The organism is Thiobacillus sp. SCN 63-57, assembly GCF_001725555.1.
GTDB lineage: Bacteria > Pseudomonadota > Gammaproteobacteria > Burkholderiales > Thiobacillaceae > Thiobacillus.
Genome location: NZ_MEGP01000010.1, coordinates 30969 through 54631 on the forward strand (window position 1 = coordinate 30969; position 23663 = coordinate 54631).

Consider the following 23663-nt stretch of genomic DNA (forward strand, 5'->3'; position numbering starts at 1 on the left):
AACGCCTGTCACAAAATTGATCTATTCTTTTGAAACCAAAGAGAAATAAAAGCCCCCACCTGGCCCAGGGAGTTGGCACGGCACTTGCGAATATTGGAGTACTCATGAAACCGCCCATGCCCACGTTCCTGCACCACCCGCTGGCAAAAGAAATCTCGCTCGCCATTGCGATCAAGCTGCTGGTGATCGCGGCCATTTTTTATGCGTTCTTCGACGGCCATGCGCTGCACCCCGACGCCGATGCCGTAGCCGAGCGCCTGGCCAACCCCAATCAATCCGTCCACTCCTCTCAACCCTCACCCGGGAGCCCCCATGCTGACTGAAGAACTCGTCGATCTGTCGCGGCTGCAATTTGCAGTCACCGCGCTCTATCACTTCCTGTTCGTACCGCTCACGCTGGGGCTGGCGTTCATCCTGGTCATCATGGAGCTGACCTACGTCATCACCGACCGTCCCATCTACAAGGATATGGTGCGCTTCTGGGGCAAGCTGTTCGGTATCAACTTCGCGCTCGGGGTGACCACCGGCATCACCATGGAATTCCAGTTCGGCACCAACTGGGCGTATTACTCGCATTACGTCGGCGACATCTTCGGCGCGCCGCTGGCGATCGAAGGGCTGATGGCTTTCTTCCTCGAATCGACCTTCATCGGTTTGTTCTTCTTCGGCTGGGACCGGCTCAACAAGTGGAAGCACTTCATGGTGACGGTGCTGATGGCGGTCGGATCAAACCTGTCGGCGCTGTGGATCCTGATCGCCAACGGCTGGATGCAGGATCCCGTCGGCGCGACGTTCTCCTTCGTCACCATGCGCATGGAAATGAGCGATTTCTGGGCCATTGTCTTCAACCCCACGGCGCAGGCGAAGTTCGTACACACCGTGTCGGCCGGCTATGTCACCGCCTCGCTGTTCGTGCTCGGCATTTCCAGCTATTACCTCTTGAAGGGGCGCGACCTCGATTTCGCGCGCCGCTCGTTCCGCATCGCCGCCGGCTTCGGCTTCGCCTCGGCATTGTCGGTGATCGTGCTGGGTGACGAATCCGGCTATACCGTGAGCGAGTCGCAGAAGACCAAGATGGCGGCGATCGAGGCGATGTGGGAAACCGAGCCCGCCCCGGCGGCCTTCACCGTGTTCGCCGTGCCGAACGAGAAGGCCGAGCGCAACGATTACCAGCTGCAGATCCCCTATGCCCTGGGCCTGATCGGCACGCGCTCGCTGACCAAGACGATGCCCGGCATCAAGGAGATCAAGGCGAGGAACCGCGAGCGCATCGAAAACGGCATTCACGCGGTAGTCGCGCTGGAGCAATTGCGCAGGAACCACGACGACAAGGTTGCGCTCGCGCAGTTCGACGCGCACAAGGCCGACCTCGGCTTCGGCCTGCTGCTGAAGAAATACATCGTCGACGTGTCGCAGGCCACGCCCGAGATGATCCAGCAGGCAGTCGACGACACCATCCCGCGCGTCGCCCCGCTGTTCTGGAGCTTCCGCATCATGGTGGCACTGGGCTTCGCCTTCCTGGCGCTGTTCACGCTGGCGCTGTTCTATTCGGTCAAGGGCAGCTTCCTCGAGAAGAAATGGCTGCTGCGCTGGGCGCTGTGGTTCATCCCGATGCCGTGGATCGCCGCCGAGCTCGGCTGGGTGGTCGCCGAATACGGCCGCCAGCCGTGGACGATCTACGGCGTGCTGCCGACCCACATCTCGGTCTCCAACCTCACGCCGGCCAACATCTACGGCTCGCTCGCCGGATTCATCGGTTTCTACACCGCGCTGCTGATCGTCGAGATGGTCCTGATGACGAAATATGCACGGCAGGGGCCGGCCAGCCTCGGCACGGGCAAATACCACGGCGAAAAGGCGGCTGGCGGCGCACTGCCCGCTGGCGCGATGGCTGACAGGATCTAAGGAGCTGACATGGACTACGAAACCCTGAAACTCGTCTGGTGGCTGCTGATCGGCGTGCTGCTGGTCGGATTCGCGATCATGGACGGCCACGACATGGGCATGGGCGTGCTGCTGCCATTCGTCGGCCGCAACGACCTCGAACGCCGCGCCGTCATCAACACTGTCGCGCCGCACTGGGACGGCAACCAGGTCTGGTTCATCACCGCCGGCGGCGCGGTCTTCGCCGCCTGGCCGCTGGTCTATGCCACCGCGTTCTCGGGCTTCTACTGGGCGATGATGGCCGCGCTGTGGGCGCTGTTCTTCCGCCCGGTCGGCTTCGACTATCGTTCCAAGATCCAGAACCCGGCCTGGCGCAGCACCTGGGACTGGGGCCTGTTCATCGGCGGCGCCGTGCCGCCGATCATCTTCGGCGTCGCCTTCGGCAACCTGCTGCAGGGCGTACCCTTCCACTTCAATGACATCCTGATGTCGACCTACACCGGCAGCTTCTGGCAACTGCTCAACCCGTTCGCCCTGCTCGCCGGCGTCGTCAGCCTGGGCATGATCACCTTCCAGGGCGCGAACTACCTGATGATGCGCACCGAGGGCGACATCTACCGCCGCGTCCGCGCCGCCAGCCTGATTTTCGGCACCCTGACCTTCGTCACCTTCGCGCTCGCGGGCTGGTGGGTGGCGACCGGCATCGACGGCTATGTGATCACCAGCACCATCGATCCCAACGGCCTGCCCGACCCGCTCGCCAAGACCGTGGCAACCGCCGCCGGCGCCTGGATGACCAACTACCACACCTATGCATGGGCGAAGTGGGTACCGATCGCCGCGTTCGCCGCCCTGGCGGCAGGCATTCTATTCGCGCGCCTCGGCAAGGCCGGGCTGGCGTTCTGGTCCTCGTCGCTGGCATGCGCCGGCATCATCGGTACCGCTGGCGTGTCGATGTTCCCCTTCATCATGCCGTCGTCGACCGATCCGCGCTCCAGCCTCACCGTGTACGACGCCGTGTCCTCGCACCTCACGCTCGGCCTGATGCTCGGCGCCACGGTGATCTTCATGCCGCTGATCATCTTCTATACCTCGTGGGCCTACAAGGTGATGTGGGGCAAGGTCACGACGGAATTCATCGCCGCCAACGACAAGTCGGCTTACTGAAAGGAATCACCATGTGGTATTTCGCCTGGATACTCGGAGTCACGATGGCCGTGCTGCTCGCCTCGATCAGCGCAATGATGTGCGACGCCAAGGAATGCGCGCTCGACGAGGTGCGCAACAAGAACGCGAACGACGCACGGCAGGGTTGACCTCCATGGATGAGCGTACCCGCATCGCGCGGGCAAGTCCTTCGTTTGCCTTGATTTCGCAGGCTTGTCGCAGGCGTTCGCCATGAGCGCACCCCATATCGTCGTTCTCGGATCGGGATTCGCCGCACTCACCGCCGTACGCGAACTGCGCCGGCGCGACCGCGAAGTGCGGATCACGCTCGTCGCCCCGCGGGCCACGTTGACGTACTACCCGAGCCTGATCTGGGTGCCATCGGGCATGCGGCGTGGCGCCGATCTCGATATCGACGTGTCGGGTTTTCTGGCCAGGCACGATATCGCCTTCCACGCCGGCCGCGTCACCGGCCTTGCCGACGGCGGGCGCACCGTGCTGACCGACAGCGGATCCCTCGCCAACGATGCCCTGCTGATCGCCAGCGGCGGGCGCTTCCTCAAGGCCTTGCCCGGCATCGAGCACGCGCTGACGATCTGCGAAGGCGCGTCGGCGGCTGACGCGATCCGCGAGCGGCTGGCGAACATGACGGACGGCACGATCGCCTTCGGCTTCGGGACCAATCCGAAAGAACAGGGCGCGATGCGCGGCGGACCGATGTTCGAACTGCTGTTCGGCATCGACACGCTGCTGCGCAAACAGGGCCGCCGGGACCGCTTCAAGCTGGTGTTCTTCAATGCCGCGAAAACGCCGGGCAAGCGCCTGGGCGACAAGGCGGTCGCCGGCCTGCTGCGCGAGATGAAGAAGCGCGACATCGCCACCCATCTCGGGCACAAACCGCTCGGCTTCGAAGCGGACAGGATCCGGACCGAGGACGGCAATATTCCGGCCGACCTGATTCTCTTCATGCCCGGCATGAGCGGCCCCGCCTGGGCAGCCGAGGCCGGCCTGCCGCTGTCCGACGGCGGGTTTTTCCAGGCGGATGCCCACTGCCGGGTCGCGGGCTCGGACAAGGTCTATGTCGCTGGTGATTCCGGGAGCTATCCCGGTCCCGACTGGCTGCCCAAGCAGGCGCACATCGCCGACCTGCAGGCCAAGGCCGCGGCGGAGAATCTGTTGCTGGCCCTGGCGGGCAAGCCGCCCGTCGCGCGCTTCAAGGCCGAGCTCATCTGCATCGTCGATACGCTCGACCGCGGCATCCTGGTCTATCGCAATGAAAAACGCGCGCTCGTGCTGCCGCCGTGCCGCCTGTTCCACTGGGCCAAACGGTTTTTCGAGTGGCAGTACCTGCGGCCCTACCGCAAGGCGAAACCGGGATGATGGCCATGCTCGATCGCGGGTGGGTACGCGGCATCACGCTGGCCGCGGCTTTCGTGCTCATGCTCCTCGTCACGCTGTTTCCGCGACCGTTGACCGTCGAGGATGGCAGCCCCATCGGGCACGGCACGCTCATGCTGATCATGTGGGGGCTGGCGGCAGGCTTTGTGCACGGCATCGGCTTCATTCCACGCAACAGGATCCTGCGCACATTGCTCGGCCCTGTCGTCGCCTGGCTCGGCATGGGCATGGTGCTGGTTTTCTATGTGCAATATTTCCTGAGGTAGCGACATGCAGGCGACCGAACAATCCGTCCTGACCCCTTACCAGCGCATCGGCGGCGACACCGTCATCCGCAAGCTGGTCGACCGCTTCTACGAATTGATGGACGAACTGCCGGGGACCTATGCCGCGCGCAAGCTCCATCCGGCCGACCTCACCGAATCCGGCAACAAGCTGTTCGATTACCTCTCCGGCTGGCTGGGCGGCCCGCAACGTTATGTCGAGAAGCACGGCCATCCCATGCTGCGCCGCCGCCATCTTCCCTACGCCATCGGCCCGAACGAGCACGACCAATGGCTGTTGTGCATGCAGCTGGCGTTGGCGGACACGGTGACGGACGAGGCCCTGTGGGCCGCCTTGTTTGCGCAGTTCGTCCAGCTGGGCGAACACATGCGCAACCGGCCCGAGACCACGCCCATGCGGCAACCCGGCGGACGCTGACCGCAGCCCTCCTTTTCATGTCCACTTTTCTTCAATCGAACTCTCCTTCATGGCACACATCGTCATCCTCGGCGCAGGCACGGGCGGCACGCCCGCTGCCTACGAAATGCGTCACCTGCTCGACAAATCGCACACCGTCACCCTGATCAACGCGTCGGACACCTTCCAGTTCGTGCCGTCCAACCCCTGGGTTGCGCTGGGCTGGCGCGAGACGCGCGAGACCACGTTCAAGCTGCGGCCCTACCTGGAAAAGAAGGGCATCCAGTTCATCGCCCAGCGCGCCGACACGATCGACGCGACCCACAGCCGGATCCACCTGGCCAACGGCGACGTCGTCGACTACGACTACCTGGTGATCGCTACCGGTCCCCGACTCGCCTTCGACCTGGTGCCGGGCGCGGGCCCGGATGGCGGACACACGGAATCGGTCTGCACGGTCGAGCATGCCGAGCGCGCGTATGAACACTATCTCGAATTCCTGAAAAACCCTGGCCCGGTGGTGATCGGCGCGCTGCCTGGCGCGTCGTGCTTCGGCCCTGCCTACGAATACGCGATGGCGCTGGAAACCGACCTGCGCCGCCGCAAGCTGCGCCACAAGGTGCCGATTACCTATGTCTCGTCCGAACCCTATGTGGGGCACCTTGGGCTGGGTGGCGTGGGCGACTCGAAGGGACTGCTGGAGGCCGAATTCCGCCAGCGCCACATCAAGTGGATCACCAACGCGAAAACGACCCGGGTCGAGGCGGGGAAAATGCATGTCGAGGAAGTCGACGATTTTGGCGAGAAGGTGCGTGAACACACGATCGATTTCAGTTACGCGATGATGCTGCCGCCGTTTCGCGGCGTGGCGGCGGTCGCCGCAGTGGAAGGCCTGTGCAATCCCGGCGGTTTCGTGATCGTCGACGAATATCAGCGCAGTCCGACATACCCCAATATCTATTCGGCCGGCGTGTGCATCGCGATTCCGCCGGTCGAGCAGACGCCGGTCGCCACCGGCACGCCCAAGACCGGCTACATGATCGAATCGATGGTCACCGCCATCGTCCACAACATCGCCGATGAACTCGCCGGCACGCCGCCCAGCCATACCGGCACCTGGAGCACGATCTGCCTGGCCGACATGGGCGATACCGGTGCAGCCTTCGTCGCGATCCCGCAGATCCCGCCGCGCAACGTCACCTGGGCGAGGAAAGGCAAGTGGGTGCACCTGGCCAAGGTGGCGTTCGAGAAATATTTCATGCGCAAGATGAAAACTGGCAACTCGGAGCCGCTGTACGAGAAATACGTCCTGAAGGCACTCGGCATCAAACGTCTCAACTAATCCCGATTGAACAGGAGCCGCCTTGAACAGACCCGGATCTCGAGCTTGCTGCTCGCAGGCTACGCTACGTAATTAGCGGTCAGCCTATACAGAGAAATCAGCGGCAAAGCAGGCTGAATGCCGATTCAGCCCACGGCACTCTGGCCCCGCCTGGGCTTTTTAGAAATTGAACTGCCGCCCGAAGAACGTCGCTACCTTGTCCGGCGGCAAGGGCTTCGCGACCACATAGCCCTGGATTTCGTCGCAGCCCTGGTCTTTCAGAAACGCGACCTGCTCGACCGATTCCACCCCCTCGGCCACCACCCGCAGATTCAGGGCGTGCGCCAGGCGGATGATGGCATTGGCGATCTCGGCATCGTCGCTGTCGGTCAGGACATCGTCCACGAAACTCTTGTCGATCTTGAGCGCGTCGATCGGCATGCGTTTCAACTGGCCCAGGTTGGAATGTCCGGTACCGAAATCGTCGATGTAGACATGCAGGCCGCGCTGGCGCAGGGCGCCGAGCATGTCGAAGGTACGCGCCGGATTCTCCATCGCCGCACTCTCGGTCACTTCCAGCTGCAAATACGATGACTCCATGCCGGTTTCCTTCAGGATGGCATCGATATCGTCGATCAGGCGCGCATCGGAAAACTGGCGCGGCGACAGATTGATGGCCACGGGCGGTGGGTTGAGGCCGGCATCGCGCCAGACGATCCACTGTTCGCACGCCGCCCGCACCACCCAGCGGCCCAGCGGCATGATCAGGCCGGTTTCCTCGGCCACCGGAATGAACTGATCGGGCCAGATGATGCCGCCGGACCGGGTCAGCCAGCGCGCCAGGGCTTCCAGCCCCACCACGCGGCCACTGGCAAGATCGACTTTCGGCTGATAGGCCAGCGCCAGTTCGTCGCGCTCGAGCGCCTGGCGCAGGCCGGTTTCCAGGTTCAGCTGCTGCTGCGCCACGGTGTTCAGTTCATCGCTGAAGTATTCGAAGCCGCTGCGGCGCTGCTTGGCCTGATACATCGCCAAATCGGCCTGGCGCAGCAAGGTGTTGGCGTCGAGCCCGTCGTCCGGATACACGCTGATACCGATGCTGGCGCCGATGGCATAACGGCGCCGCTCGAGCTTGAACGATTCGGCCAGCGCCTTGAGCAGCTTGCGGGCCACACGGCTGGCAGCCCGAGACGCCGGCGGGTGCATCAGGATGACGGCAAATTCATCCCCGCCCAGCCGGGCGACGAAGTCGTCGGCGCGCAACTGCTCATCCAGCCGGTTGGCCACGACGCGCAGCACCTGATCGCCCACTTCGTGTCCCTGCGAGTCGTTGATGTGCTTGAAGCGGTCGAGATCGATGAACAGCAGCGAGATCTGGAGCTTCTCGCGCTGCGCGCGCGCCAGCGCATGACCGAGGAAATCCTGGAAATACGAACGGTTGGGCAGGCCGGTTAGCGGATCGTGGTTGGCCAGCATGTCGAGCCGCATTTCGGAATAGCGGCGTTCGGTCAGCGCAGCCGACACGAAGAGGCCGCCCAGCGCCATGGTCATCATGCTGATCTGCAGCGCAAACACGTCACGCGGCATCGTGGCACTGGTCAGTCCGCCGAAGGAGACGAGCGAAACGCCCAGCACGATCAGCGCAGCCAGGAATATGGCCACGCTCGCCCCGGTCACCGAGAATCGCAGCGCCGCCCACAGCACGCCGGGCAGCAAGACGAACAGGACGATTTCGGCCGGCCGCAGGGGCTCGGCGTACTCCATCATCACGCGGGTCAGCAGCAGCATGCCGAGCACCAGCACCAGGCCCTCCAGGCGCGCGCCCTTGTTGGTCGGCAACAAATCCCAGCGCGACGCCGTCAGGAGCAGCGGTGCGATCAGGTACACCCCAAGCAGCTCCCCCAGCCACCAGATCCCCAAGGTCCGCCACACCAGGTCGGCATGCAGATGACCGAAGAAACCCAGGCTGAATACGCCCGCCAGCGCACTCACCGCACATCCCAGCGGCGCCGCTACGAGCGCGAACTTGGCGACACTGGAAACATAATCGAGGGTGGAACTGAAGGGCGGCAGGTAGCGCGGCAGATACCCGATCACAGCTGCCCCCGCGGCCGCGCCGAGCGCCAGGCGGAATGCCGCTTCCGGCGGCAGGATCTGACTGTTGAGCGCAAACGATCCCAGCAGCACCCCCACGACGCCTGCCATGCCGAAGCGCAGGCTCGCCATGGCGCCGATGCCGGCTGCCAGCCAGACCACGGCCACCACATCGGCGACATACGCCGTGATCGTGAGGCTGGCCCACCCCGTCAACGCGTAGGCCAGCGCCGTCAGCCCGACAATCAGCGCAATGCGCCTGACTTCGGTCAGGGCTGGCAATGCCGGAAGGGCCAAGGTGTTAAATCCGGCTATTGTGCGGGATCGACCTCGGCACGCACGGATTCCAATGCGTCCTTGAGTGTCTCCTCGGACAAGCCGTTGAGTTGTTCGGCCAGCATTTCGGCCGCATCGATGGTGTCGGCTTCATCGGGCAGGCTGTCGGTATCGAGGTTGGCGACGAATACCGCCGCCGCACCGGTCACCTGCAAGAGCTGCCGACGCTCGTTCATCAGCATGTCGATTTCATCGCGCAGCAGGCGGATTTCATCTTCTTTCATGGCGTGCAGGGTCATGCGTATCTCCGTGTTTCTTCATCTGATCAGCCAAACAGGGTCAATACCCCGGTGTAGCCATATAAACGGTTGTAGGAAATTTCCCCGTTGGCAAAGAACCCTACCAACGGAAAGTCTCCGAGGGTGTCGCGAATCAATTCCAATTCCCGGTTCGGCGCACCGAACATATGCTGGCCGCGCCCCAGACAGGAATAATATACGCCGCCCCGGATCGGCACGGCCAGTTGCGCCCCGATGGCCGAGAGCATCCGCAACAAGTCGTCTTCGGCGGTCTGCTGGTCGCGGCGACAGAACAGCAGTTCGTCTCCCGGCTCGACATACTCGCCGATCGCCACGAGGTTGTTCTGCGGGTCGACGCCGAGAATGTTGCGCACCAGATAATCTCCGGTATCCGAACCGCGGACTGGCAGGCCGACAAAGATATAGCCGGCTGCACGCCGCAGATCGCGCGCCAGCACGTCGCCGATTTCCTCTTTCATCACATCCAGCGCAGGGCGGTGATCGAGACTGCCGATGACGTTCTTGTTCGCTGTGGTGATGCGATGGCGCGGCCCCAGTGGCGAGATGCCCTGCGTCAACCGCGTCGCCAGTTTCACCCGTTCGCTGAACAGCACGCCCGACAAGCCGCCGCTCACCACACCATCGCTGATCTGCGCCGTCGTCTCGCCACGCGAACTCGACAACCCGCCGACGACAAATCCACTCGATACATGTGCGGAAAGACTGTCGATCAATTCCTGTATGCGGCTGTTTGCCGGATCGCCATGCGCCACGGCGAAATAGGCTTGCGCCGGCTGCGCCTCGATGTCCTGCGGCGAACGCAGCACCGGCAGCATGCTGAAATCGGCGGGATCGAATTCCGCCAGCATCACGGCCAGTGCGGGTTCTTCCAGATACTCCACGCCCGTGGCGCAAACGCCGACCCCCACGCTGCCGGTCCAGTGGGGCACGCCGGTCGCGCTTTTGAAGAATGCCAGGATCGCATCGAGTTCGTCGGCAAAGGTGTCCGACACATACAGGAACCCCAGCGTCGCGCCCGACGGGATCGCACCCAGCTGGCCCATGCAGGCCTGGGCCGCCTGGGTCCAGTCGGGATTCGCGGCGTGGGCGAATTTGAAAGGCGATGTCATGTCTTTAAGTCAGGGAATGCATCCACATAGCGTACCGACCTCTCAGCCGGCAAGCCCATGCGTCAATAGCCCGTCTGGCCGCTGCTCGGCAACTCGCCTTCGCCGAAGAAGTTCCACAGCAGATGGGCGACCACTTCAGGGGCGATCACGGTGTGCTGGTTATGGTTTTCCTGAAGCGCCACCCGCAGCTTCTTGCGCAGTTCGGGATCGCCGGTCAGGTCGAAAATGATGTCCACCTTCGCCCCCATGGTCACCACTTCCATCGCATCCTTGAACACCGGCACCTTGCTATGGCTGAACCCCAATGCAACGGGCGATTCCAGATTGCGGTGCGCAACGGCGACGATCTCCACGTTGACGCCCTCCTCCTGGATCTTCTCCAGAAAATGCTCGGCGAATTTCTCCCCGACTTCACCCAGTCCCAGTAGGGCAACCTTGACGACATGACTCATGAAAGAACTCCTCGTATCAGTTATGGTGGAAACAGTGGACCTGTTTTTTTATTCGCCCATGCGATCCGGATGACCCGGTCGCCTGTCGGCGCATTGTTTGCGCATGGGTAGCATACGGTCCCCGCACGCGCCTGTCGATACTGCGGCCGCCAGTCCCTACGACGCATCGCGCAAGTCTCACCTGTTCACGCCCCATGGGCCGGGGATATGATTCGGCTTATCATTCAAGGCGTCCGTCATGCCCGACATTGCTTCGCTCCACCCGTTCATCACCCCCTATGCCAGCGGCATGCTGGAAACGGCAGATCGCCATCGCATCTACTGGGAAACGTCCGGCAACCCGGATGGCATCCCGGTGCTGTTCGTGCACGGCGGGCCCGGCTCCGGCACCTCGCCTGTGCAGCGGCGGTTCTTCGATCCGGCACGCTACCGCATCGTTTTGTTCGACCAGCGCGGCAGCGGCCGCTCCACGCCGCATGGCGAACTGGCCGACAACACCACGCCGCATCTGATCGCCGACATGGAAGCGTTGCGACGCGAACTCGGCATCGCATCCTGGCTGGTCTTCGGCGGTTCGTGGGGCTCGACCCTGGCGCTCGCCTACGCCGAGGCGCATCCCGAGCACTGCCGCGGGCTGGTGCTGCGGGGTATTTTCCTCTGCCGCAAAAGTGAGATCGACTGGTTTCTCCACGGTATTCGCGTCCTGTTTCCCGAGGCGCAGCGCCAACTCGCCGAATTCATCCCGGAGGACGAACGCCACGATCTGCTGACGGCCTACTATCGCCGCCTCGTCGATCCTGATCCGACCGTGCACCAACCCGCCGCCCATCACTGGGCCACCTTCGAGGCCTCGTGCTCGACCCTGCTGCCCAACCCCGAACTCGTCTCCGCGTTCGGCGACGACAAAAGAGCCCTGTCATTGTCGCGGATCGAAGCGCACTACTTCGTCAACAATATTTTCCTGCCCGACAACAGCCTGCTCGCCAACGTCGATCGCATCCGCGGTATCCCGGCAATCATCGTGCAGGGGCGCTATGACGCTGTCTGCCCCATCGTGTCGGCTGACGAACTCGCGCGTGCCTGGCCCGAGGCCCGCTATGTCATCGTGCCGGATGCCGGACACTCCGCATTCGAGCCGGGGATCGCACGCGAACTGGTCGCTGCGTGCGACCAGTTCGCCCGAACCGGAGTATTCGACTGATGGCCCTGTCTCCCTATGTCTTCGACGCCAGTGCCGAAAATTTCAACCGGCTGGTGCTGGAAAACTCGCACAAGGGCCCGGTGCTGGTGCATTTCTGGACCCCCAAGGCCGGCCCCTGCTTCATCCTGATGCCGCGGCTGGTGAAGCTGGCTGCCGAATACGGCGGCAAGTTCCTGCTCGTCATGCTGAACGCCGACGAACTGCCCGAGCTGGCGCGCCGCTTCAGCGTGAATTCGGTGCCGACGGTGAAATTCTTCTGGCGCGGCGAGGTCGCCCACACCATCCACGGCGCCGACCCCGACAGCAGCTTCCGTGAAGTACTCGATCGCTTCATCGCGGGCGATGCCCACCGCGCTCATGCGCTGGGCGTCGCCGCATGGCAGGCAGGCAATGTGCAGCAGGCGCGCATGCTGCTGGCCAACGCGGCGATGGCCGAGCCCGACAACCTCGCCATCCCGCGCGATCTTGCCAAATTGCTCTGGGCCGAGGGCGAAGGTGAACAAGCCCTGAAACTGCTCGACAGCTTGCCGCCGGAGGCACGGACGGCGCCCGAGATCGCCCGCCTGCACGCGCACCTGAATCTGGCCGAAACGGCCCGGCAGGCGCCGCCGCTGGCCGAGCTCGACGCCCGCCTTGCTCAGCAGCCGGACGATCTGGATGCACATTTCCAGCGTGCAGCTCAGTTGCTGGCTGCAGACCAGTTTGCAACCGCCATGGACGAACTGCTGTGGATCGCGCGAACCGATCGCGGCTACCGCGATGACATCGGCCGTAGCAGCCTGCTCGCACTGTTCGATCTACTGGGCAGCGCACATCCGCTGACGCGCCAATACCGCCAGGCGCTGTCCGAATCGCTGCATTGAAGTTCGACCACCCCGCCTTCGCACCTTATCGATCTTTGATCGATGCGCTGGATCTCGTATGCGCCCAGCCCGCGCCCGGCGCGGATTGCCTCGATGCGCTCAACGCCCAGGCCATCCGCCTCGATACACGCAACGCGCGTGGCCTACCGCTGCGTTTTTTTGCACCCGACGGCCGCCTGTCCGCGCGCGATTACGAAACGCACATCCTGCAGACTGGCCAGGTACCGACCCGCGCCGAGACATGGCACGACGTGCTGAACGCGCTGGTCTGGCTGCGTTTCCCGCGCTTCAAGGCTGCGTTGAATGCGGCCCATGGCAGTGCGATTGCCGGCGAGACCGGGCCAACCCGAGGCCGCCGCCGCGATGCACTGACGGTACTGGACGAGTCCGGCGTATGGGTAATCAGCCGTGATCCGGCATGGCCGGCCCTGCTGTCCGAGCGCGCCTGGCGGCCGCTGTTCTGGGACCACCGGCATGCGGTTGAAACCGCGATGCGATTTGTCGTGGTCGGTCATGCGCTGCTGGAAAAGCTGCTCGCCCCCTACCCGGGGATGACCGGAAAATGCCTGACCTTGATTGCAGCGTCGCTCGACCCCGATGGTGTGGAGGAACTGTCGGTTCGTGCGCTTGCCGGGATCGACTCGCCACGCCAACTCGCACCCTTGCCGGTGCAGGGCATCCCCGGCTGGGACCCGGCCAATGCAAGCGCGGCGTATTACGCCAACCAGGACATCTTCAGGCCGGCGCGCCACCTCTCCTCATGACATGACAGCCCGTGTCCGCCGTATGCGGTTCGCCTCAGCTTGCCGCAGCCGGCAACTCGCCACCTGCCACCCAGGCCTGGGCCATGTCCAGATCGTCGAACAGGCGGATATCCGCCGACATGAACATGCGGTTCACCCACATGCTCCACGCCACCCACTGGTCGCCAGTCAGTATGGCGATACGGCCGAAATCGGTCTTGTGCTCGCGTGAAAACTTCAGTTCCTCCCACGCCACGTCGACACTGAACGACAGCATGTCACGCAGATCGAACAGCAGGTTGACCGTACCCTGGAACTGGATGCCGTAGTTCACTGCCTGCTCAAATTCCTGATAATCGGCCAGGGTAAATTGGCCCATTACGGTGACGGCGATCTGGTTACCCTTGACGTTCAGGCTGATCATGATGTGCTCCTCTGGAAAGTGCTTTCACTATAGCGAATCGGGCGGGGTTGAGGTTGACGCGCGGACTGCCCAGATGCCGGCAATGGCCACGACTGCCATGCCCATCCACGCCATCAGCGGCAGCCGCTCCCCGAACAGCACCACACCGTACAAGGCGGAAAATCCGACCGTGGTATAGGCCAGCGAGCCGACCGTGAGCGTGCGGCCGCGATGATACGCCCGCGTCAACGCCAGTTGCGCGACCGTGGCGGTGGCGCCGATGCCGATCAGCCACGGCCAGTCGGCCCGCTGCGGAATGTGCGACCCGGCCAGCGCCATCCAGGCAGCGCCGCCTGCGGTCGACAGCAGCGTGAAGTAAAACACCACCCGCCATTCGGACTCGCCCAGCTTGCCCAGATTCTTGACGTTGACGTAGGCCACCGCGGCCAGCATCCCTGACGCCAGACCGGCCAACGCAGGCAGCCAGGCCTGACCCTGAACCTGCGGCCGCAACACGAGCAATACGCCGGCGAAGCCCAGCAGTACCGCGCCGACGAGACCGCGCCCGTGGCGTTCGTGCAGCCACCAGGCCGACAAGGCGGCGAGAAACAGCGGGGCCGTGTAATTGAGGGTGACCGCGGTGGCGAGTGGCAGTCGCGACAATGCGTAGAAGAACAGCACCAGTGCAGTGAACCCCGCCAGTCCGCGCCACAGATGGGCGCTGAAACAAGGTGTGGCAAGCGGAGCCCACACCTGACGATGATGGATGGCGATCGCCGCCCAGATCGCCAGCAGGCCGAATGCCGATCGATAGAACACCAGTTCGGCGGGCGAGAAGTTTGCGGAGGCATGCTTCACCAGCACGCTCATCAGCGCGAACAAGGCAGCCGCCACCAGCATCCAGCTCGACTTCATGGCGGACAGACGAAAAAAACGGGCGGCATCGGCCGCCCGCTCGAAATGCTCAACCCTCTCATTTGAGATGCGGCCCGATCTCGCGCCGCAGGAAGGAATGGAAATGCATCATGCCGTCTTCCAGCGGCGACTGGTACGGCCCGGTCTCGGAAATACCCTGCTGGTACAGCGCGCGCCGCCCCTTGTGCATACGCTCGCAGATATCCTCGTCCTCCACCGCGGTCTCATGGTATGCGGCCTGCTCGGCCTCGATGAAGGCGCGCTCGAACAGGGCGATGTCCTCGGGATAGTAGAACTCGACGATGTTGGTGCACGACTCGACCCCGGTCGGCACGATCGACGACACCACCAACACATGCGGATACCACTCAACCATCAGGCCGGGGTAATAGGTCAGCCAGATTGAGCCGTGCGCGGGCGCCTTGCCCTGCTGATACGCCAGCACTTGCTCGTGCCATTTCTGGTAGACAGGGGAACCTGCCTTCGACAAACCACGATTGACGCCCACCGTCTGCACCGACCACCAGTCCCCGTATTCCCATTTCAGGTCATCACAGGTGACGAAATGGCCAAGGCCCGGGTGATACGGCGCGACGTGGTAGTCCTCCAGATACACCTCGATGAAGGTCTTCCAGTTGCAGGCGTAGTGTGTGACCTGTACGCGATCGAGCATGAAGCCCGAAAAATCCAGTTCGCGCGCCGCCTGCATGCCGGCCAGATCGGTCTGCACATCGCGCTTGCCGGCAAACAGCAGGCCCTGCCAGTTCTGTAGACCGGTACGGTTCAGGTTCAGGCAGGGATTGCCGGGAAACTCCGGTGCCCCCATCAGTTTGCCCTGGCTGTCGTAGGTCCAGCGATGGATCGGGCAGACGATGTTGTTGGACGGCAGCTTCCCGCGACCGGTCAGCATCAGCGCCTGGCGATGGCGGCACACGTTGGACAACAACTCGATATTCGTTCCGCCGTTGACCAGCATTCTCGCGCCATCGAACATTTCCAGCGCGTGATAATCGCCCGGCTCGGGCACCATCAATTGGTGGCCCGCATAACCGGGACCCTGCTTGAACAAATGCTCGAGTTCCAGCGCGTAGATGGCCGGATCGAAATACCAGGAAACTGGCAACTGAGGCGAAGTTAGCGACAAGGCGCTGGATTCGGCGAGATCGCTCATGGCGTACCCTACTCAAAACCAAGCCCCCTCCAGTAATGACACTGGAGCGGCAAGTAAATGACCCACCGGATTTAGAGCGTGGTTGCTGACGTTTTGGCGTCTTGGCGACCACGGCCTCCCCCGCCCCTTGAGGGGTGCGGGTACGGATGACCCCCCGTCAGACGAAGGTATCGCCTGGCAGGGAAAGCGCGAAATTCTAGCATAGCCGCATACCCGGGGAGGCGCCTCAACGCTGAATTTGTTAAAGTATCGTCCTTTCTCCGCCGGGTTCGATATTCATGGCCAAGTCCCGCGCCGCCACGCCCCCCAAAGATTACGAGTCCGCACTGGCCGAACTGGAAGCCATCGTGGCCGAAATGGAATCCGGCCAGTTGCCATTGGAAGCCTCGCTGACGGCCTACAAGCGCGGCGCCGAGCTATTGCAATACTGTCGCCTGCAGCTCGCCGATGCCGAGCAGCAGGTGAAGATTCTGGAAAATGGGGCCTTGCTGCTTTTCAAGACCGAAGACACCGATGACTGATTTTTCCGCCTGGACCCAGGCATGCCAGACGCGCATGGAAAGCGTGCTGGCCGAGTGGCTCCCGCCATCCAGCATTGCCCCGCAACGCCTGCACGAGGCCATGCGCTATGCCGTCCTGGGCGGCGGCAAGCGCGTGCGTCCACTGCTGGCATTCGCCGCGGCCGACGTCACGGGCGCCGCCTCTGAACGCGTGCAGCACGCCGCGGCGGCGGTCGAACTGATCCACGCCTATTCGCTGGTGCACGACGACATGCCGGCGATGGATGACGACGCGCTGCGACGCGGCAAACCCACGGTGCACGTCGAGTTCGACGAAGCGACCGCACTGCTGGTGGGCGATGCCCTGCAGAGCCTGGCGTTCGACATCCTCGCATCGCGGGCGCTCGCCGACGATGCGGCGACGCAGCTGAAGATGGTGCAGCTACTGGCACAGGCAGCCGGCTCGCGCGGCATGGCCGGCGGCCAGGCGATCGATCTGGCCAGCGTCGGCAAACCGCTCGACCTGACCGAACTCGAATTCATGCACATCCACAAGACAGGCGCGCTGATCCGCGCCTCGGTGCTGTTGGGTGCGCAGTGCGGCACGCTATCCGACACGACCGCCGCCGCGCTCGACCATTACGCCAAGTGCATCGGCCTCGCCTTCCAGGTGGTCGACGACGTGCTCGATGCCGAGGCCCCCACTGCGACGCTGGGCAAGACCGCGGGCAAGGACGCGGCCAACAACAAACCAACCTACGTCAGCCTGCTCGGGACAGCACGCGCACGCGAACTCGCGCAGGAGCTGCGCGCCGATGCCCACGCCGCACTGGCCGAGCTTGGGCCGCCCGCAGCACGCTTGCGCCAGCTGGCCGACTTCGTCATCGAGCGGACGTTCTGACATGCCCACGTCCCTGCTCGACACCGTCAATTCGCCGGACGAACTGCGCACGCTGTCGCCTGCCGACCTGCCCAAACTCGCCAACGAACTGCGCGAGTTCCTGGTCAATTCAGTCGGCCAGACCGGCGGCCATCTCGCCTCCAATCTCGGCACGGTGGAACTCACGATCGCCCTGCACTATGTATTTGACACCCCGCGTGACCGCATCGTATGGGACGTCGGCCATCAGACCTACGCCCACAAGATTCTGACCGGTCGTCGCGCCGGGATGGCCGGCCTGCGCCAGCCGGGCGGCATCGCCGGATTCCCGCGTCGCGCCGAAAGCGCGTTCGACGCCTTCGGCGCCGGCCACTCCAGCACGTCGATCTCGGCGGCACTCGGCATGGCCGAAGCCTTTCATCAACTGGGTAGCGACCAGCGCGCCGTGGCCATCATTGGCGATGGCGCGATGACTGCTGGCATGGCGTTCGAGGCGCTCAACAACGCCGGGGCAACCGATCTCCCCCTGCTAGTGGTGCTGAACGACAATGACATGTCGATCTCGCCCAATGTCGGCGCGCTCAACAACTACCTGGCGCGGCTGATGTCGGGCAAGTTCTATGCGGCGGCACGCCGTGCCGGCGAGAAAGTGCTGTCCGTCGCCCCGCCGATCCGCGAACTCGCCAAGCGCGCCGAGGAACACATGAAAGGCATGGTGACGCCGGGCACCTTGTTCGAGGAATTCGGCTTCAACTACATCGGTCCGATCGACGGCCATGACCTCGACGTACTACTGGACACGCTCTCCAACATCAAGCAGCTCAATGGCCCGCAATTCCTGCATGTGGTCACCCGCAAAGGCAAGGGCTACGCGCCCGCCGAAGCCAATCCCTGCCTGTATCACGGCGTATCGCGTTTCGACCCCGCTGCGGGCGTCGCGGAAAAAACCGGTGGCAAGCCAACCTACACGCAAGTATTCAGTGACTGGCTGTGCGACATGGCCGCTGCCGACACGCGACTGGTCGGCATCACCCCCGCGATGCGCGAGGGCTCCGGCCTGGTGCGCTTTTCGCAGGACTACCCCAAGCGCTATTTCGATGTCGGCATCGCCGAACAGCATGCACTGACCTTTGCCGCCGGCCTCGCCTGCGAAGGCATCAAGCCGGTGGTGGCGATCTACTCCACCTTCCTGCAGCGCGCCTACGACCAGTTGATCCACGACGTCGCCCTGCAGAATCTGCCGGTGATGCTGGCGATCGACCGTGCCGGCCTGGTCGGCGCAGACGGCCCCACCCATGCCGGGAGCTTCGATCTCTCCTTCCTGCGCTGTGTCCCCAACATGCTGATCGCCGCGCCGTCGGACGAGAACGAATGCCGGGCACTCTTGACCACGGCCTTCCTGCACGAAGGCCCTGCGGCAGTGCGCTATCCGCGGGGCAGCGGAGTCGGCGCCACGATCGACGCCGGGCTTGACGCCGTCGAGATCGGCAGAGGCGTGCTGCGGCGGCGCGGCCATGACGTGGCGCTGATCGCCTTCGGCAGCCTGGTTGCACCCGCCCTTCAAGCTGCCGAGGCACTCGACGCCAGCGTGGCCGACATGCGCTTCGTGAAGCCGCTGGATCTGGACCTGCTGCGCGAACTGGCGCACGGTCATCGCCTGCTCGTCACACTGGAGGAAAACGTGGTGGCGGGCGGGGCCGGTGCCGGCGTGGCCGAGGCGCTGGCCGAACTCGGTGTCATCATGCCGATCCTGCATCTGGGCCTGCCCGACACCTTCATCGAACATGGCGACCCCACCAGGATGCTGGCCGACTGCGGACTCGATGCCGCAGGCATCGAGCATGCCGTCCGTCAACGGATAACCCTATTACCCGAGTAGTTTACTCAACTATTCCGGCAGTTTATACTTAGTCTAAACTGCATCGATACCAAGGAGCCTGCCATGAACCAGATTTGCGATACCGCCGTTTGCATGCCGGACGTGCAAAGTTCGGCCGACACGCGGCAAATCGCCATCAACAAGGTCGCAGCACACCATCGCCACCTTCAACATGTACGTGTTCCTGCCGCACAACTTCAAGGGCACGCACATGTCGCGCTTCATCGAAATCCTCAACACGCGCGAGCGCGAGATTTCGGTGGAGAACTTCGAGGGCATGCTGCGTCAGATGGTCGAACGCCTGGAAGCCGAATCGGGCTACATCGAAATGAGCTTCCCCTACTTCGTCAACAAGGCCGCGCCCGTCTCCGGCGTGCAGAGCTTGCTCGACTATGAGGTCACCTTCATCGGTGCGATCGAGAACGGCGCGTACACCCACACCACCAAGGTGCTGGTGCCGGTGACCAGCCTGTGCCCGTGTTCGAAGAAAATTTCCGAGTATGGTGCGCACAACCAGCGCTCGCACGTCACCGTCACCGCGAAGACCAACGGCTTCCTGTGGATCGAGGACCTGGTACGCAAGGTCGAGGATCAGGCCTCGTGCGAACTGTTCGGTCTGCTGAAGCGGCCGGACGAGAAATACGTCACCGAACGCGCCTACGACAATCCGAAGTTCGTCGAAGACATCGTGCGTGATGTCGCCGCGGCGATGAACGCCGAACCGCTGATCGATGCGTATGTCGTGGAAGCCGAAAATTTCGAGTCCATCCACAATCACAGCGCCTATGCCGTGATCGAACGCGACAAACAGATCCAGGCGTAAAGCGCTGGCCCCGTTTGCGGCGCAGGCTAACGTTAAACGCCGCGACCGGAGCCACACGCGAAACCGGCCCGCTCCCAACCCGAACCCATCAAAACACAAGGCCTGCATTGCAGGCCTTGTGTTTTGATGTCAACGAATAATCAGTAACGCTGCGTCAGCGTCATCGTCTGGCCATCGCGCTTCATTTCCATCCGGTTCAGGAAGCTCATCCCCAACAACGGCACGTTCAGACCGGTTTCCACCACCATCCCGTCCACCTGGTTGACCGAGATCCCGCCGACCTTGACCGTATTGAACTTGACGCGCCACGCAGGCACCACACCCGCCGCAGTCCCCACACCGACCGGCTGGCCCGACCGGTAGTCGATCCCGATACGCTTGGCCTCGGCTGCACTGATGGCGATGGCGGTAGCACCCGTATCGACCAGAAAGGTCATCGGATATCCGTTGAGCGCACCTGCCGCCGCGAAATGACCACGCGCGTCGGCCGTGAGGGAAATGCTCGGGCGGCTGTCCGTCGCCGTAAGCTGGCGCTGTCGGAATCCGCGGAGACCAGTTTCACGCCCTGGATCGTTTGCCCCGCACTGAGGGTACGCGGTTTACCGCCGTCGATACTGACGATCGCCTTGTCCTTGAACAGGCCCACCACCGATATGCTTGTGGCCCAGACGGTTGTGCAGGCCAGCCCGCCAGCAGCTATCATCATCGCGACCGTTTTTTTCTTGAGAGGCATCATGCGTCCTGTTCTGGTTTTCCGTCATTCGCCCACCGAGGGGCCGGGGTATTTCACCACATTCCTGGATCGTCACGGCATTCCTTGGCAACTGGTGCGCGTCGACGCCGGCGACAGCGTGCCTGAAAACCTTAACGGCGCTTCAGGCGTCTGCTTGATGGGCGGCCCGATGAGCGTCAATGACGATCTGCCCTGGATCCCGCCCCTACTGGCGCTGATCCGCCAGGCGGTCGCCTCGGACATTCCGGTGATCGGCCATTGTCTGGGTGGCCAACTTATGTCCAAAGCGCTGGGCGGCACGGTCGGCGCCAATCCAGTCAAGGAAATTGGCTGGGGCGACGTTCGCATCACCGACGCCGATGCCGCGCGCTCCTGGCTGGGCGACACCACGCAGCCCATGCTGGCATTCCACTGGCACGGCGAAACCTTCACCCTGCCGCCGGGTGCCACGCGCCTTCTCGACAGCGCCTTCTGCGTCAACCAGGCTTATGTGCTCAACGACCGCCATATCGGCATGCAATGCCATGTCGAAATGACGCCCGAACTCGTCGCCAGCTGGTGCGACAACGGCGCCGACGAAATCGCCGCCAGCGACAGTCCCGGTGTGCAGTCGCCCGATGCGATCCAGGCGGATTTGCCAGCCCGCACCGCCCGTCTGCATGAACTGGCGGACAAAATTTATTCCCGCTGGATTCAAGGGCTTAGAAAATAATCGCAAGACCGCCCCGGGAAGACGCTGGACAGCCACATCGCGCGGCGTAGGATAGACGGCGGAGTCATATCCAGTCTTACAGCATCACCTGAATACCTGAAACAGGAAATATTGGAGGATTTATGCAGAACGTGGATTACGCCAATTTCGATTTCGGCGAGCGCCTGAACGGTTTCATCAACGAAGTGATGAATTTCGGCGGCGCGCCGCGAACCGAAGCCGACCTTACCGAAGGCCAGAAGGTCTTCGTGCGCGCAGTCAAACGCGAAATGGTCAAATATGCTGACCCCAACCGCCACGGCTACCCGCATAACCTGCTGGAGCAGATGGAATCCTTCACCCGCACCGTAGGCGACCTGCACAACTCCTACTTCGACTCGGGTATGCGCAAGGTCAGCGACTGTCTCTACAATCGCTGGAAAATGCTTTACGAAGAAACCAAAAAGCTGGCCGCGGCCGGCGGCGATACCAAACCCGCCTGGGTCGATGTCATCAAGACCGAGCAAACCGACATGCCAGCCTTCTTTGACGCATAACGATTTGTTTTTGAATGAAAAAGCCCGGGTAATCCGGGCTTTTTCATTTTTGCGATTAATATCAAACCTGCTTATCCTCAAATAAAAATAAAGGATTATTCAGGGCTCCCCCCCGGTGCTATTCTGCCCAGACTCTAATACCCCCATACAGTCTGAGGAGACAGCATGTCCAAACTGGTACGCCCCCATGGCGGCGGTGAACTCAAACCCCTGCTACTGACGGGCGACGCACTCGTCGCCGAAAAAGCCCGCGCAGCCTCGCTGCCCAAGCTCAAGATGAGCTCGCGCGAAACCGGCGACCTCATCATGATGGGCATCGGCGGCTTCACCCCGCTGGACGGCTTCATGACCAAGTCCGACTGGCAGGGCGTCTGCGACGGCTACAAGATGGCAAACGGCCTGTTCTGGCCCATCCCAGTCACCCTCTCGACCGACGACGAGGCCATCAAGGACGGCGACGAGATCGCCCTGGTCGACGGCGAATCCGGCGAGATCATGGGCACCATGAAGGTGACCGATAAGTACACCATCGACAAGGCGCACGAGTGCATGCAGGTCTACAAGACCACCGATCTCGAGCACCCCGGCGTCAAGATGGTCATGGCGCAGGGCAAGTACAACTTGGCCGGCCCGGTCAAGGTCCTGTCCACCGGCACCTTCAAGGAAGAATACGGCGACCAGTTCATGACCCCGGCCGAGACCCGTGCCCTGTTCGAGAAGCTGGGCTGGTCCAAGATCGCGGCATTCCAGACCCGCAACCCGATGCACCGCTCGCACGAATACCTGGCCAAGATCGCCATCGAGACCATGGACGGCGTGCTGGTCCACTCGCTGCTGGGCGCGCTGAAGCCGGGTGACATCCCCGCCGAAGTGCGTTCCGAAGCGATCAGCGTGCTGGTCGAGAACTACTTCGCCCCCAACACCGTGATCCAGGCTGGCTACCCGCTCGACATGCGCTATGCCGGACCGCGCGAGGCCCTGCTGCACGCCCTGTTCCGTCAGAACTACGGCTGCTCGCACCTGATCGTCGGCCGGGACCACGCTGGCGTCGGTGACTATTACGGCCCGTTCGACGCGCAGAAGATCTTCGACGAGATCCCCAAGGGCTCGCTCGAAACGCAGAATATGAACATCGACTGGACCTTCTGGTGCAAGAAGTGCGGCGGCATGGCCTCGCAGCGTACCTGCCCGCACACCAAGGACGACCGCATCCTGCTGTCCGGCACCAAGGTGCGCTCGATGCTGTCCGAAGGTCAGGACCTGCCGGTCGAATTCAGCCGCCCGGAAGTCGCGAAAGTGCTCCAGAAGTACTACGCTGGACTCTCGGCCGAACAAAACGTCAAGATCGAGTTGAAAGGTCACTCGGCGGCATGATGATTTTTGCGGACGGTCCACGGACCGTCCGTTTTTCTGCGCCGCACTGTGGCCAGAAAAGAGTTTTAGGACACGAGCCTACCGGAAGCGGATTCGCGAGTCGCCCCGGCCAAGGACGGGTTCAGTTCTAAGCGGACCGCGACGTACGCGGATTGTTAGCTAACTTTAGGAGACTGTAATGCCAACCTATGTTCGTACCGACAAGTGCGACGGTTGCAAGGGTCAGGACAA

25 protein-coding genes and 1 pseudogene are annotated in these 23663 nt (G+C 62.9%); 18 read left to right on the forward strand and 8 right to left on the reverse strand.

Translation table 11 applies throughout. The features are described 5' to 3' along the window. Window positions 1-104 precede the first annotated feature (104 nt). From cydP to ABT23_RS04710, 8 genes are all read left to right on the forward strand, one after another. Entirely contained in the window at window positions 105-323 is a 219-nt protein-coding gene (gene cydP / locus ABT23_RS04675) for a cytochrome oxidase putative small subunit CydP (protein WP_296631866.1), read from the forward strand. Then, window positions 313-1905, forward strand: coding sequence for a cytochrome ubiquinol oxidase subunit I (locus ABT23_RS04680; RefSeq protein ID WP_296631869.1), 1593 nt, complete (start codon window positions 313-315; stop codon window positions 1903-1905). Before cydP ends, ABT23_RS04680 begins: the two co-directional genes overlap by 11 nt. A 9-nt stretch (window positions 1906-1914) precedes the next feature. Beyond that, entirely contained in the window at window positions 1915-3051 is a 1137-nt protein-coding gene (gene cydB, locus ABT23_RS04685; RefSeq protein WP_296631872.1) for a cytochrome d ubiquinol oxidase subunit II, read from the forward strand. A gap of 11 nt (window positions 3052-3062) precedes the next feature. Then, complete coding sequence (gene cydX / locus ABT23_RS04690; RefSeq protein ID WP_296631879.1) at window positions 3063-3200, forward strand: cytochrome bd-I oxidase subunit CydX; 138 nt, start codon at window positions 3063-3065, stop codon at window positions 3198-3200. Window positions 3201-3282: 82 nt separating this feature from the next. Next, complete coding sequence (locus ABT23_RS04695; RefSeq protein WP_296631882.1) at window positions 3283-4431, forward strand: FAD-dependent oxidoreductase; 1149 nt, start codon at window positions 3283-3285, stop codon at window positions 4429-4431. After that, a complete protein-coding gene (locus tag ABT23_RS04700; protein WP_296631886.1) occupies window positions 4428-4715 on the forward strand; it encodes a cyd operon YbgE family protein in 288 nt (95 codons plus the stop codon). The genes ABT23_RS04695 and ABT23_RS04700 overlap by 4 nt, the downstream gene beginning before the upstream one ends. A 4-nt stretch (window positions 4716-4719) precedes the next feature. Beyond that, on the forward strand, window positions 4720-5151 hold the full coding sequence (locus ABT23_RS04705; protein WP_296631889.1) for a group II truncated hemoglobin: 432 nt from the start codon (window positions 4720-4722) through the stop codon (window positions 5149-5151). Between the two features lie 49 nt (window positions 5152-5200). Further along, a complete protein-coding gene (locus ABT23_RS04710; RefSeq protein ID WP_296631892.1) occupies window positions 5201-6472 on the forward strand; it encodes an FAD/NAD(P)-binding oxidoreductase in 1272 nt (423 codons plus the stop codon). A gap of 159 nt (window positions 6473-6631) precedes the next feature. Here the strand turns inward: ABT23_RS04710 and ABT23_RS04715 are convergent, their stop codons facing one another. The 4 genes from ABT23_RS04715 to ABT23_RS04730 all read right to left on the reverse strand — a co-directional run bounded on the left by ABT23_RS04715 (window position 6632) and on the right by ABT23_RS04730 (window position 10699). Next, window positions 6632-8839 (reverse strand): EAL domain-containing protein, encoded by a 2208-nt coding sequence (locus tag ABT23_RS04715; protein WP_296631895.1) that lies wholly within the window; start codon window positions 8837-8839, stop codon window positions 6632-6634. A 14-nt stretch (window positions 8840-8853) separates the two neighbouring features. Next, window positions 8854-9117 (reverse strand): hypothetical protein, encoded by a 264-nt coding sequence (locus ABT23_RS04720; protein ID WP_018507711.1) that lies wholly within the window; start codon window positions 9115-9117, stop codon window positions 8854-8856. A 26-nt stretch (window positions 9118-9143) separates the two neighbouring features. Further along, window positions 9144-10247 carry an FIST N-terminal domain-containing protein gene (locus tag ABT23_RS04725; RefSeq protein ID WP_296631899.1) on the reverse strand — a complete coding sequence of 368 codons (1104 nt, stop codon included), beginning with the start codon at window positions 10245-10247 and terminating at the stop codon, window positions 9144-9146. Window positions 10248-10309: 62 nt separating this feature from the next. Further along, window positions 10310-10699, reverse strand: coding sequence for a hypothetical protein (locus tag ABT23_RS04730; protein WP_296631902.1), 390 nt, complete (start codon window positions 10697-10699; stop codon window positions 10310-10312). A gap of 238 nt (window positions 10700-10937) precedes the next feature. Here ABT23_RS04730 and pip point away from each other — a divergent pair, with 238 nt between their 5' ends. From pip to ABT23_RS04745, 3 genes are read left to right on the forward strand one after another with little or no spacing between them, the layout of a single operon-like run. Continuing rightward, window positions 10938-11900: a prolyl aminopeptidase gene (gene pip, locus ABT23_RS04735; RefSeq protein ID WP_296631905.1), complete on the forward strand. Its 963-nt coding sequence runs from the start codon at window positions 10938-10940 to the stop codon at window positions 11898-11900. Beyond that, the gene (locus ABT23_RS04740) at window positions 11900-12763 is read left to right on the forward strand and encodes a tetratricopeptide repeat protein (RefSeq protein WP_296631907.1); all 864 of its coding nucleotides are present in this window, start codon (window positions 11900-11902) and stop codon (window positions 12761-12763) included. Before pip ends, ABT23_RS04740 begins: the two co-directional genes overlap by 1 nt. Continuing rightward, complete coding sequence (locus ABT23_RS04745) at window positions 12760-13527, forward strand: DUF3025 domain-containing protein (RefSeq protein ID WP_296631910.1); 768 nt, start codon at window positions 12760-12762, stop codon at window positions 13525-13527. Before ABT23_RS04740 ends, ABT23_RS04745 begins: the two co-directional genes overlap by 4 nt. Before the next feature lie 34 nt (window positions 13528-13561). Here ABT23_RS04745 and ABT23_RS04750 read toward each other — a convergent pair whose 3' ends face one another. From ABT23_RS04750 to ABT23_RS04760, 3 genes are read right to left on the reverse strand one after another with little or no spacing between them, the layout of a single operon-like run. Next, complete coding sequence (locus ABT23_RS04750; RefSeq protein ID WP_296631913.1) at window positions 13562-13930, reverse strand: STAS/SEC14 domain-containing protein; 369 nt, start codon at window positions 13928-13930, stop codon at window positions 13562-13564. 27 nt (window positions 13931-13957) lie between these two features. After that, window positions 13958-14824 (reverse strand): DMT family transporter, encoded by an 867-nt coding sequence (locus ABT23_RS04755; protein WP_296631916.1) that lies wholly within the window; start codon window positions 14822-14824, stop codon window positions 13958-13960. A 58-nt stretch (window positions 14825-14882) separates the two neighbouring features. Beyond that, window positions 14883-15995: an aromatic ring-hydroxylating dioxygenase subunit alpha gene (locus tag ABT23_RS04760; protein WP_296631920.1), complete on the reverse strand. Its 1113-nt coding sequence runs from the start codon at window positions 15993-15995 to the stop codon at window positions 14883-14885. Window positions 15996-16273: 278 nt separating this feature from the next. Here ABT23_RS04760 and ABT23_RS04765 point away from each other — a divergent pair, with 278 nt between their 5' ends. The 4 genes and pseudogenes from ABT23_RS04765 to folE2 all read left to right on the forward strand — a co-directional run bounded on the left by ABT23_RS04765 (window position 16274) and on the right by folE2 (window position 20077). Further along, the gene (locus ABT23_RS04765) at window positions 16274-16516 is read left to right on the forward strand and encodes an exodeoxyribonuclease VII small subunit (RefSeq protein ID WP_296631923.1); all 243 of its coding nucleotides are present in this window, start codon (window positions 16274-16276) and stop codon (window positions 16514-16516) included. Further along, window positions 16509-17396 carry a polyprenyl synthetase family protein gene (locus tag ABT23_RS04770; RefSeq protein WP_296631926.1) on the forward strand — a complete coding sequence of 296 codons (888 nt, stop codon included), beginning with the start codon at window positions 16509-16511 and terminating at the stop codon, window positions 17394-17396. The genes ABT23_RS04765 and ABT23_RS04770 overlap by 8 nt, the downstream gene beginning before the upstream one ends. A gap of 1 nt (window position 17397) precedes the next feature. Then, window positions 17398-19254, forward strand: a complete 1857-nt coding sequence (gene dxs / locus ABT23_RS04775; protein ID WP_296631928.1) for a 1-deoxy-D-xylulose-5-phosphate synthase — start codon at window positions 17398-17400, stop codon at window positions 19252-19254. A 63-nt stretch (window positions 19255-19317) separates the two neighbouring features. Then, window positions 19318-20077, forward strand: a pseudogene (gene folE2 / locus ABT23_RS04780) (GTP cyclohydrolase FolE2). A 140-nt stretch (window positions 20078-20217) separates the two neighbouring features. On the opposite strand, the gene ABT23_RS14790 reads toward folE2, so the two are convergent. Beyond that, window positions 20218-20577: a TIGR02281 family clan AA aspartic protease gene (locus tag ABT23_RS14790; protein WP_366366158.1), complete on the reverse strand. Its 360-nt coding sequence runs from the start codon at window positions 20575-20577 to the stop codon at window positions 20218-20220. A gap of 234 nt (window positions 20578-20811) precedes the next feature. Between ABT23_RS14790 and ABT23_RS04790 the strand changes: the two genes are divergently transcribed. The 3 genes from ABT23_RS04790 (at window position 20812) to sat (ending at window position 23432) form a co-directional block, all read left to right on the forward strand. Beyond that, window positions 20812-21522 (forward strand): type 1 glutamine amidotransferase, encoded by a 711-nt coding sequence (locus ABT23_RS04790; RefSeq protein WP_296631930.1) that lies wholly within the window; start codon window positions 20812-20814, stop codon window positions 21520-21522. A 122-nt stretch (window positions 21523-21644) separates the two neighbouring features. Further along, window positions 21645-22058, forward strand: a complete 414-nt coding sequence (locus ABT23_RS04795; RefSeq protein ID WP_018507696.1) for a hypothetical protein — start codon at window positions 21645-21647, stop codon at window positions 22056-22058. A 165-nt stretch (window positions 22059-22223) separates the two neighbouring features. Further along, window positions 22224-23432: a sulfate adenylyltransferase gene (gene sat / locus ABT23_RS04800; protein ID WP_296631933.1), complete on the forward strand. Its 1209-nt coding sequence runs from the start codon at window positions 22224-22226 to the stop codon at window positions 23430-23432. Window positions 23433-23663 lie beyond the last annotated feature (231 nt).

What these genes read in the sequence shown, in the direction of transcription:
- cydP (WP_296631866.1), top strand. Translation starts at nt 105, where the DNA reads ATGAAACCGCCCATGCCCACGTTCCTGCACCACCCGCTGGCAAAAGAA.
- ABT23_RS04680 (WP_296631869.1), top strand. Translation starts at nt 313, where the DNA reads ATGCTGACTGAAGAACTCGTCGATCTGTCGCGGCTGCAATTTGCAGTC.
- cydB (WP_296631872.1), top strand. Translation starts at nt 1,915, where the DNA reads ATGGACTACGAAACCCTGAAACTCGTCTGGTGGCTGCTGATCGGCGTG.
- cydX (WP_296631879.1), top strand. Translation starts at nt 3,063, where the DNA reads ATGTGGTATTTCGCCTGGATACTCGGAGTCACGATGGCCGTGCTGCTC.
- ABT23_RS04695 (WP_296631882.1), top strand. Translation starts at nt 3,283, where the DNA reads ATGAGCGCACCCCATATCGTCGTTCTCGGATCGGGATTCGCCGCACTC.
- ABT23_RS04700 (WP_296631886.1), top strand. Translation starts at nt 4,428, where the DNA reads ATGATGGCCATGCTCGATCGCGGGTGGGTACGCGGCATCACGCTGGCC.
- ABT23_RS04705 (WP_296631889.1), top strand. Translation starts at nt 4,720, where the DNA reads ATGCAGGCGACCGAACAATCCGTCCTGACCCCTTACCAGCGCATCGGC.
- ABT23_RS04710 (WP_296631892.1), top strand. Translation starts at nt 5,201, where the DNA reads ATGGCACACATCGTCATCCTCGGCGCAGGCACGGGCGGCACGCCCGCT.
- ABT23_RS04720 (WP_018507711.1), bottom strand. Translation starts at nt 9,117, where the DNA reads ATGACCCTGCACGCCATGAAAGAAGATGAAATCCGCCTGCTGCGCGAT.
- ABT23_RS04725 (WP_296631899.1), bottom strand. Translation starts at nt 10,247, where the DNA reads ATGACATCGCCTTTCAAATTCGCCCACGCCGCGAATCCCGACTGGACC.
- ABT23_RS04730 (WP_296631902.1), bottom strand. Translation starts at nt 10,699, where the DNA reads ATGAGTCATGTCGTCAAGGTTGCCCTACTGGGACTGGGTGAAGTCGGG.
- pip (WP_296631905.1), top strand. Translation starts at nt 10,938, where the DNA reads ATGCCCGACATTGCTTCGCTCCACCCGTTCATCACCCCCTATGCCAGC.
- ABT23_RS04740 (WP_296631907.1), top strand. Translation starts at nt 11,900, where the DNA reads ATGGCCCTGTCTCCCTATGTCTTCGACGCCAGTGCCGAAAATTTCAAC.
- ABT23_RS04750 (WP_296631913.1), bottom strand. Translation starts at nt 13,930, where the DNA reads ATGATCAGCCTGAACGTCAAGGGTAACCAGATCGCCGTCACCGTAATG.
- ABT23_RS04755 (WP_296631916.1), bottom strand. Translation starts at nt 14,824, where the DNA reads ATGAAGTCGAGCTGGATGCTGGTGGCGGCTGCCTTGTTCGCGCTGATG.
- ABT23_RS04760 (WP_296631920.1), bottom strand. Translation starts at nt 15,995, where the DNA reads ATGAGCGATCTCGCCGAATCCAGCGCCTTGTCGCTAACTTCGCCTCAG.
- ABT23_RS04765 (WP_296631923.1), top strand. Translation starts at nt 16,274, where the DNA reads ATGGCCAAGTCCCGCGCCGCCACGCCCCCCAAAGATTACGAGTCCGCA.
- ABT23_RS04770 (WP_296631926.1), top strand. Translation starts at nt 16,509, where the DNA reads ATGACTGATTTTTCCGCCTGGACCCAGGCATGCCAGACGCGCATGGAA.
- dxs (WP_296631928.1), top strand. Translation starts at nt 17,398, where the DNA reads ATGCCCACGTCCCTGCTCGACACCGTCAATTCGCCGGACGAACTGCGC.
- ABT23_RS04790 (WP_296631930.1), top strand. Translation starts at nt 20,812, where the DNA reads ATGCGTCCTGTTCTGGTTTTCCGTCATTCGCCCACCGAGGGGCCGGGG.
- ABT23_RS04795 (WP_018507696.1), top strand. Translation starts at nt 21,645, where the DNA reads ATGCAGAACGTGGATTACGCCAATTTCGATTTCGGCGAGCGCCTGAAC.
- sat (WP_296631933.1), top strand. Translation starts at nt 22,224, where the DNA reads ATGTCCAAACTGGTACGCCCCCATGGCGGCGGTGAACTCAAACCCCTG.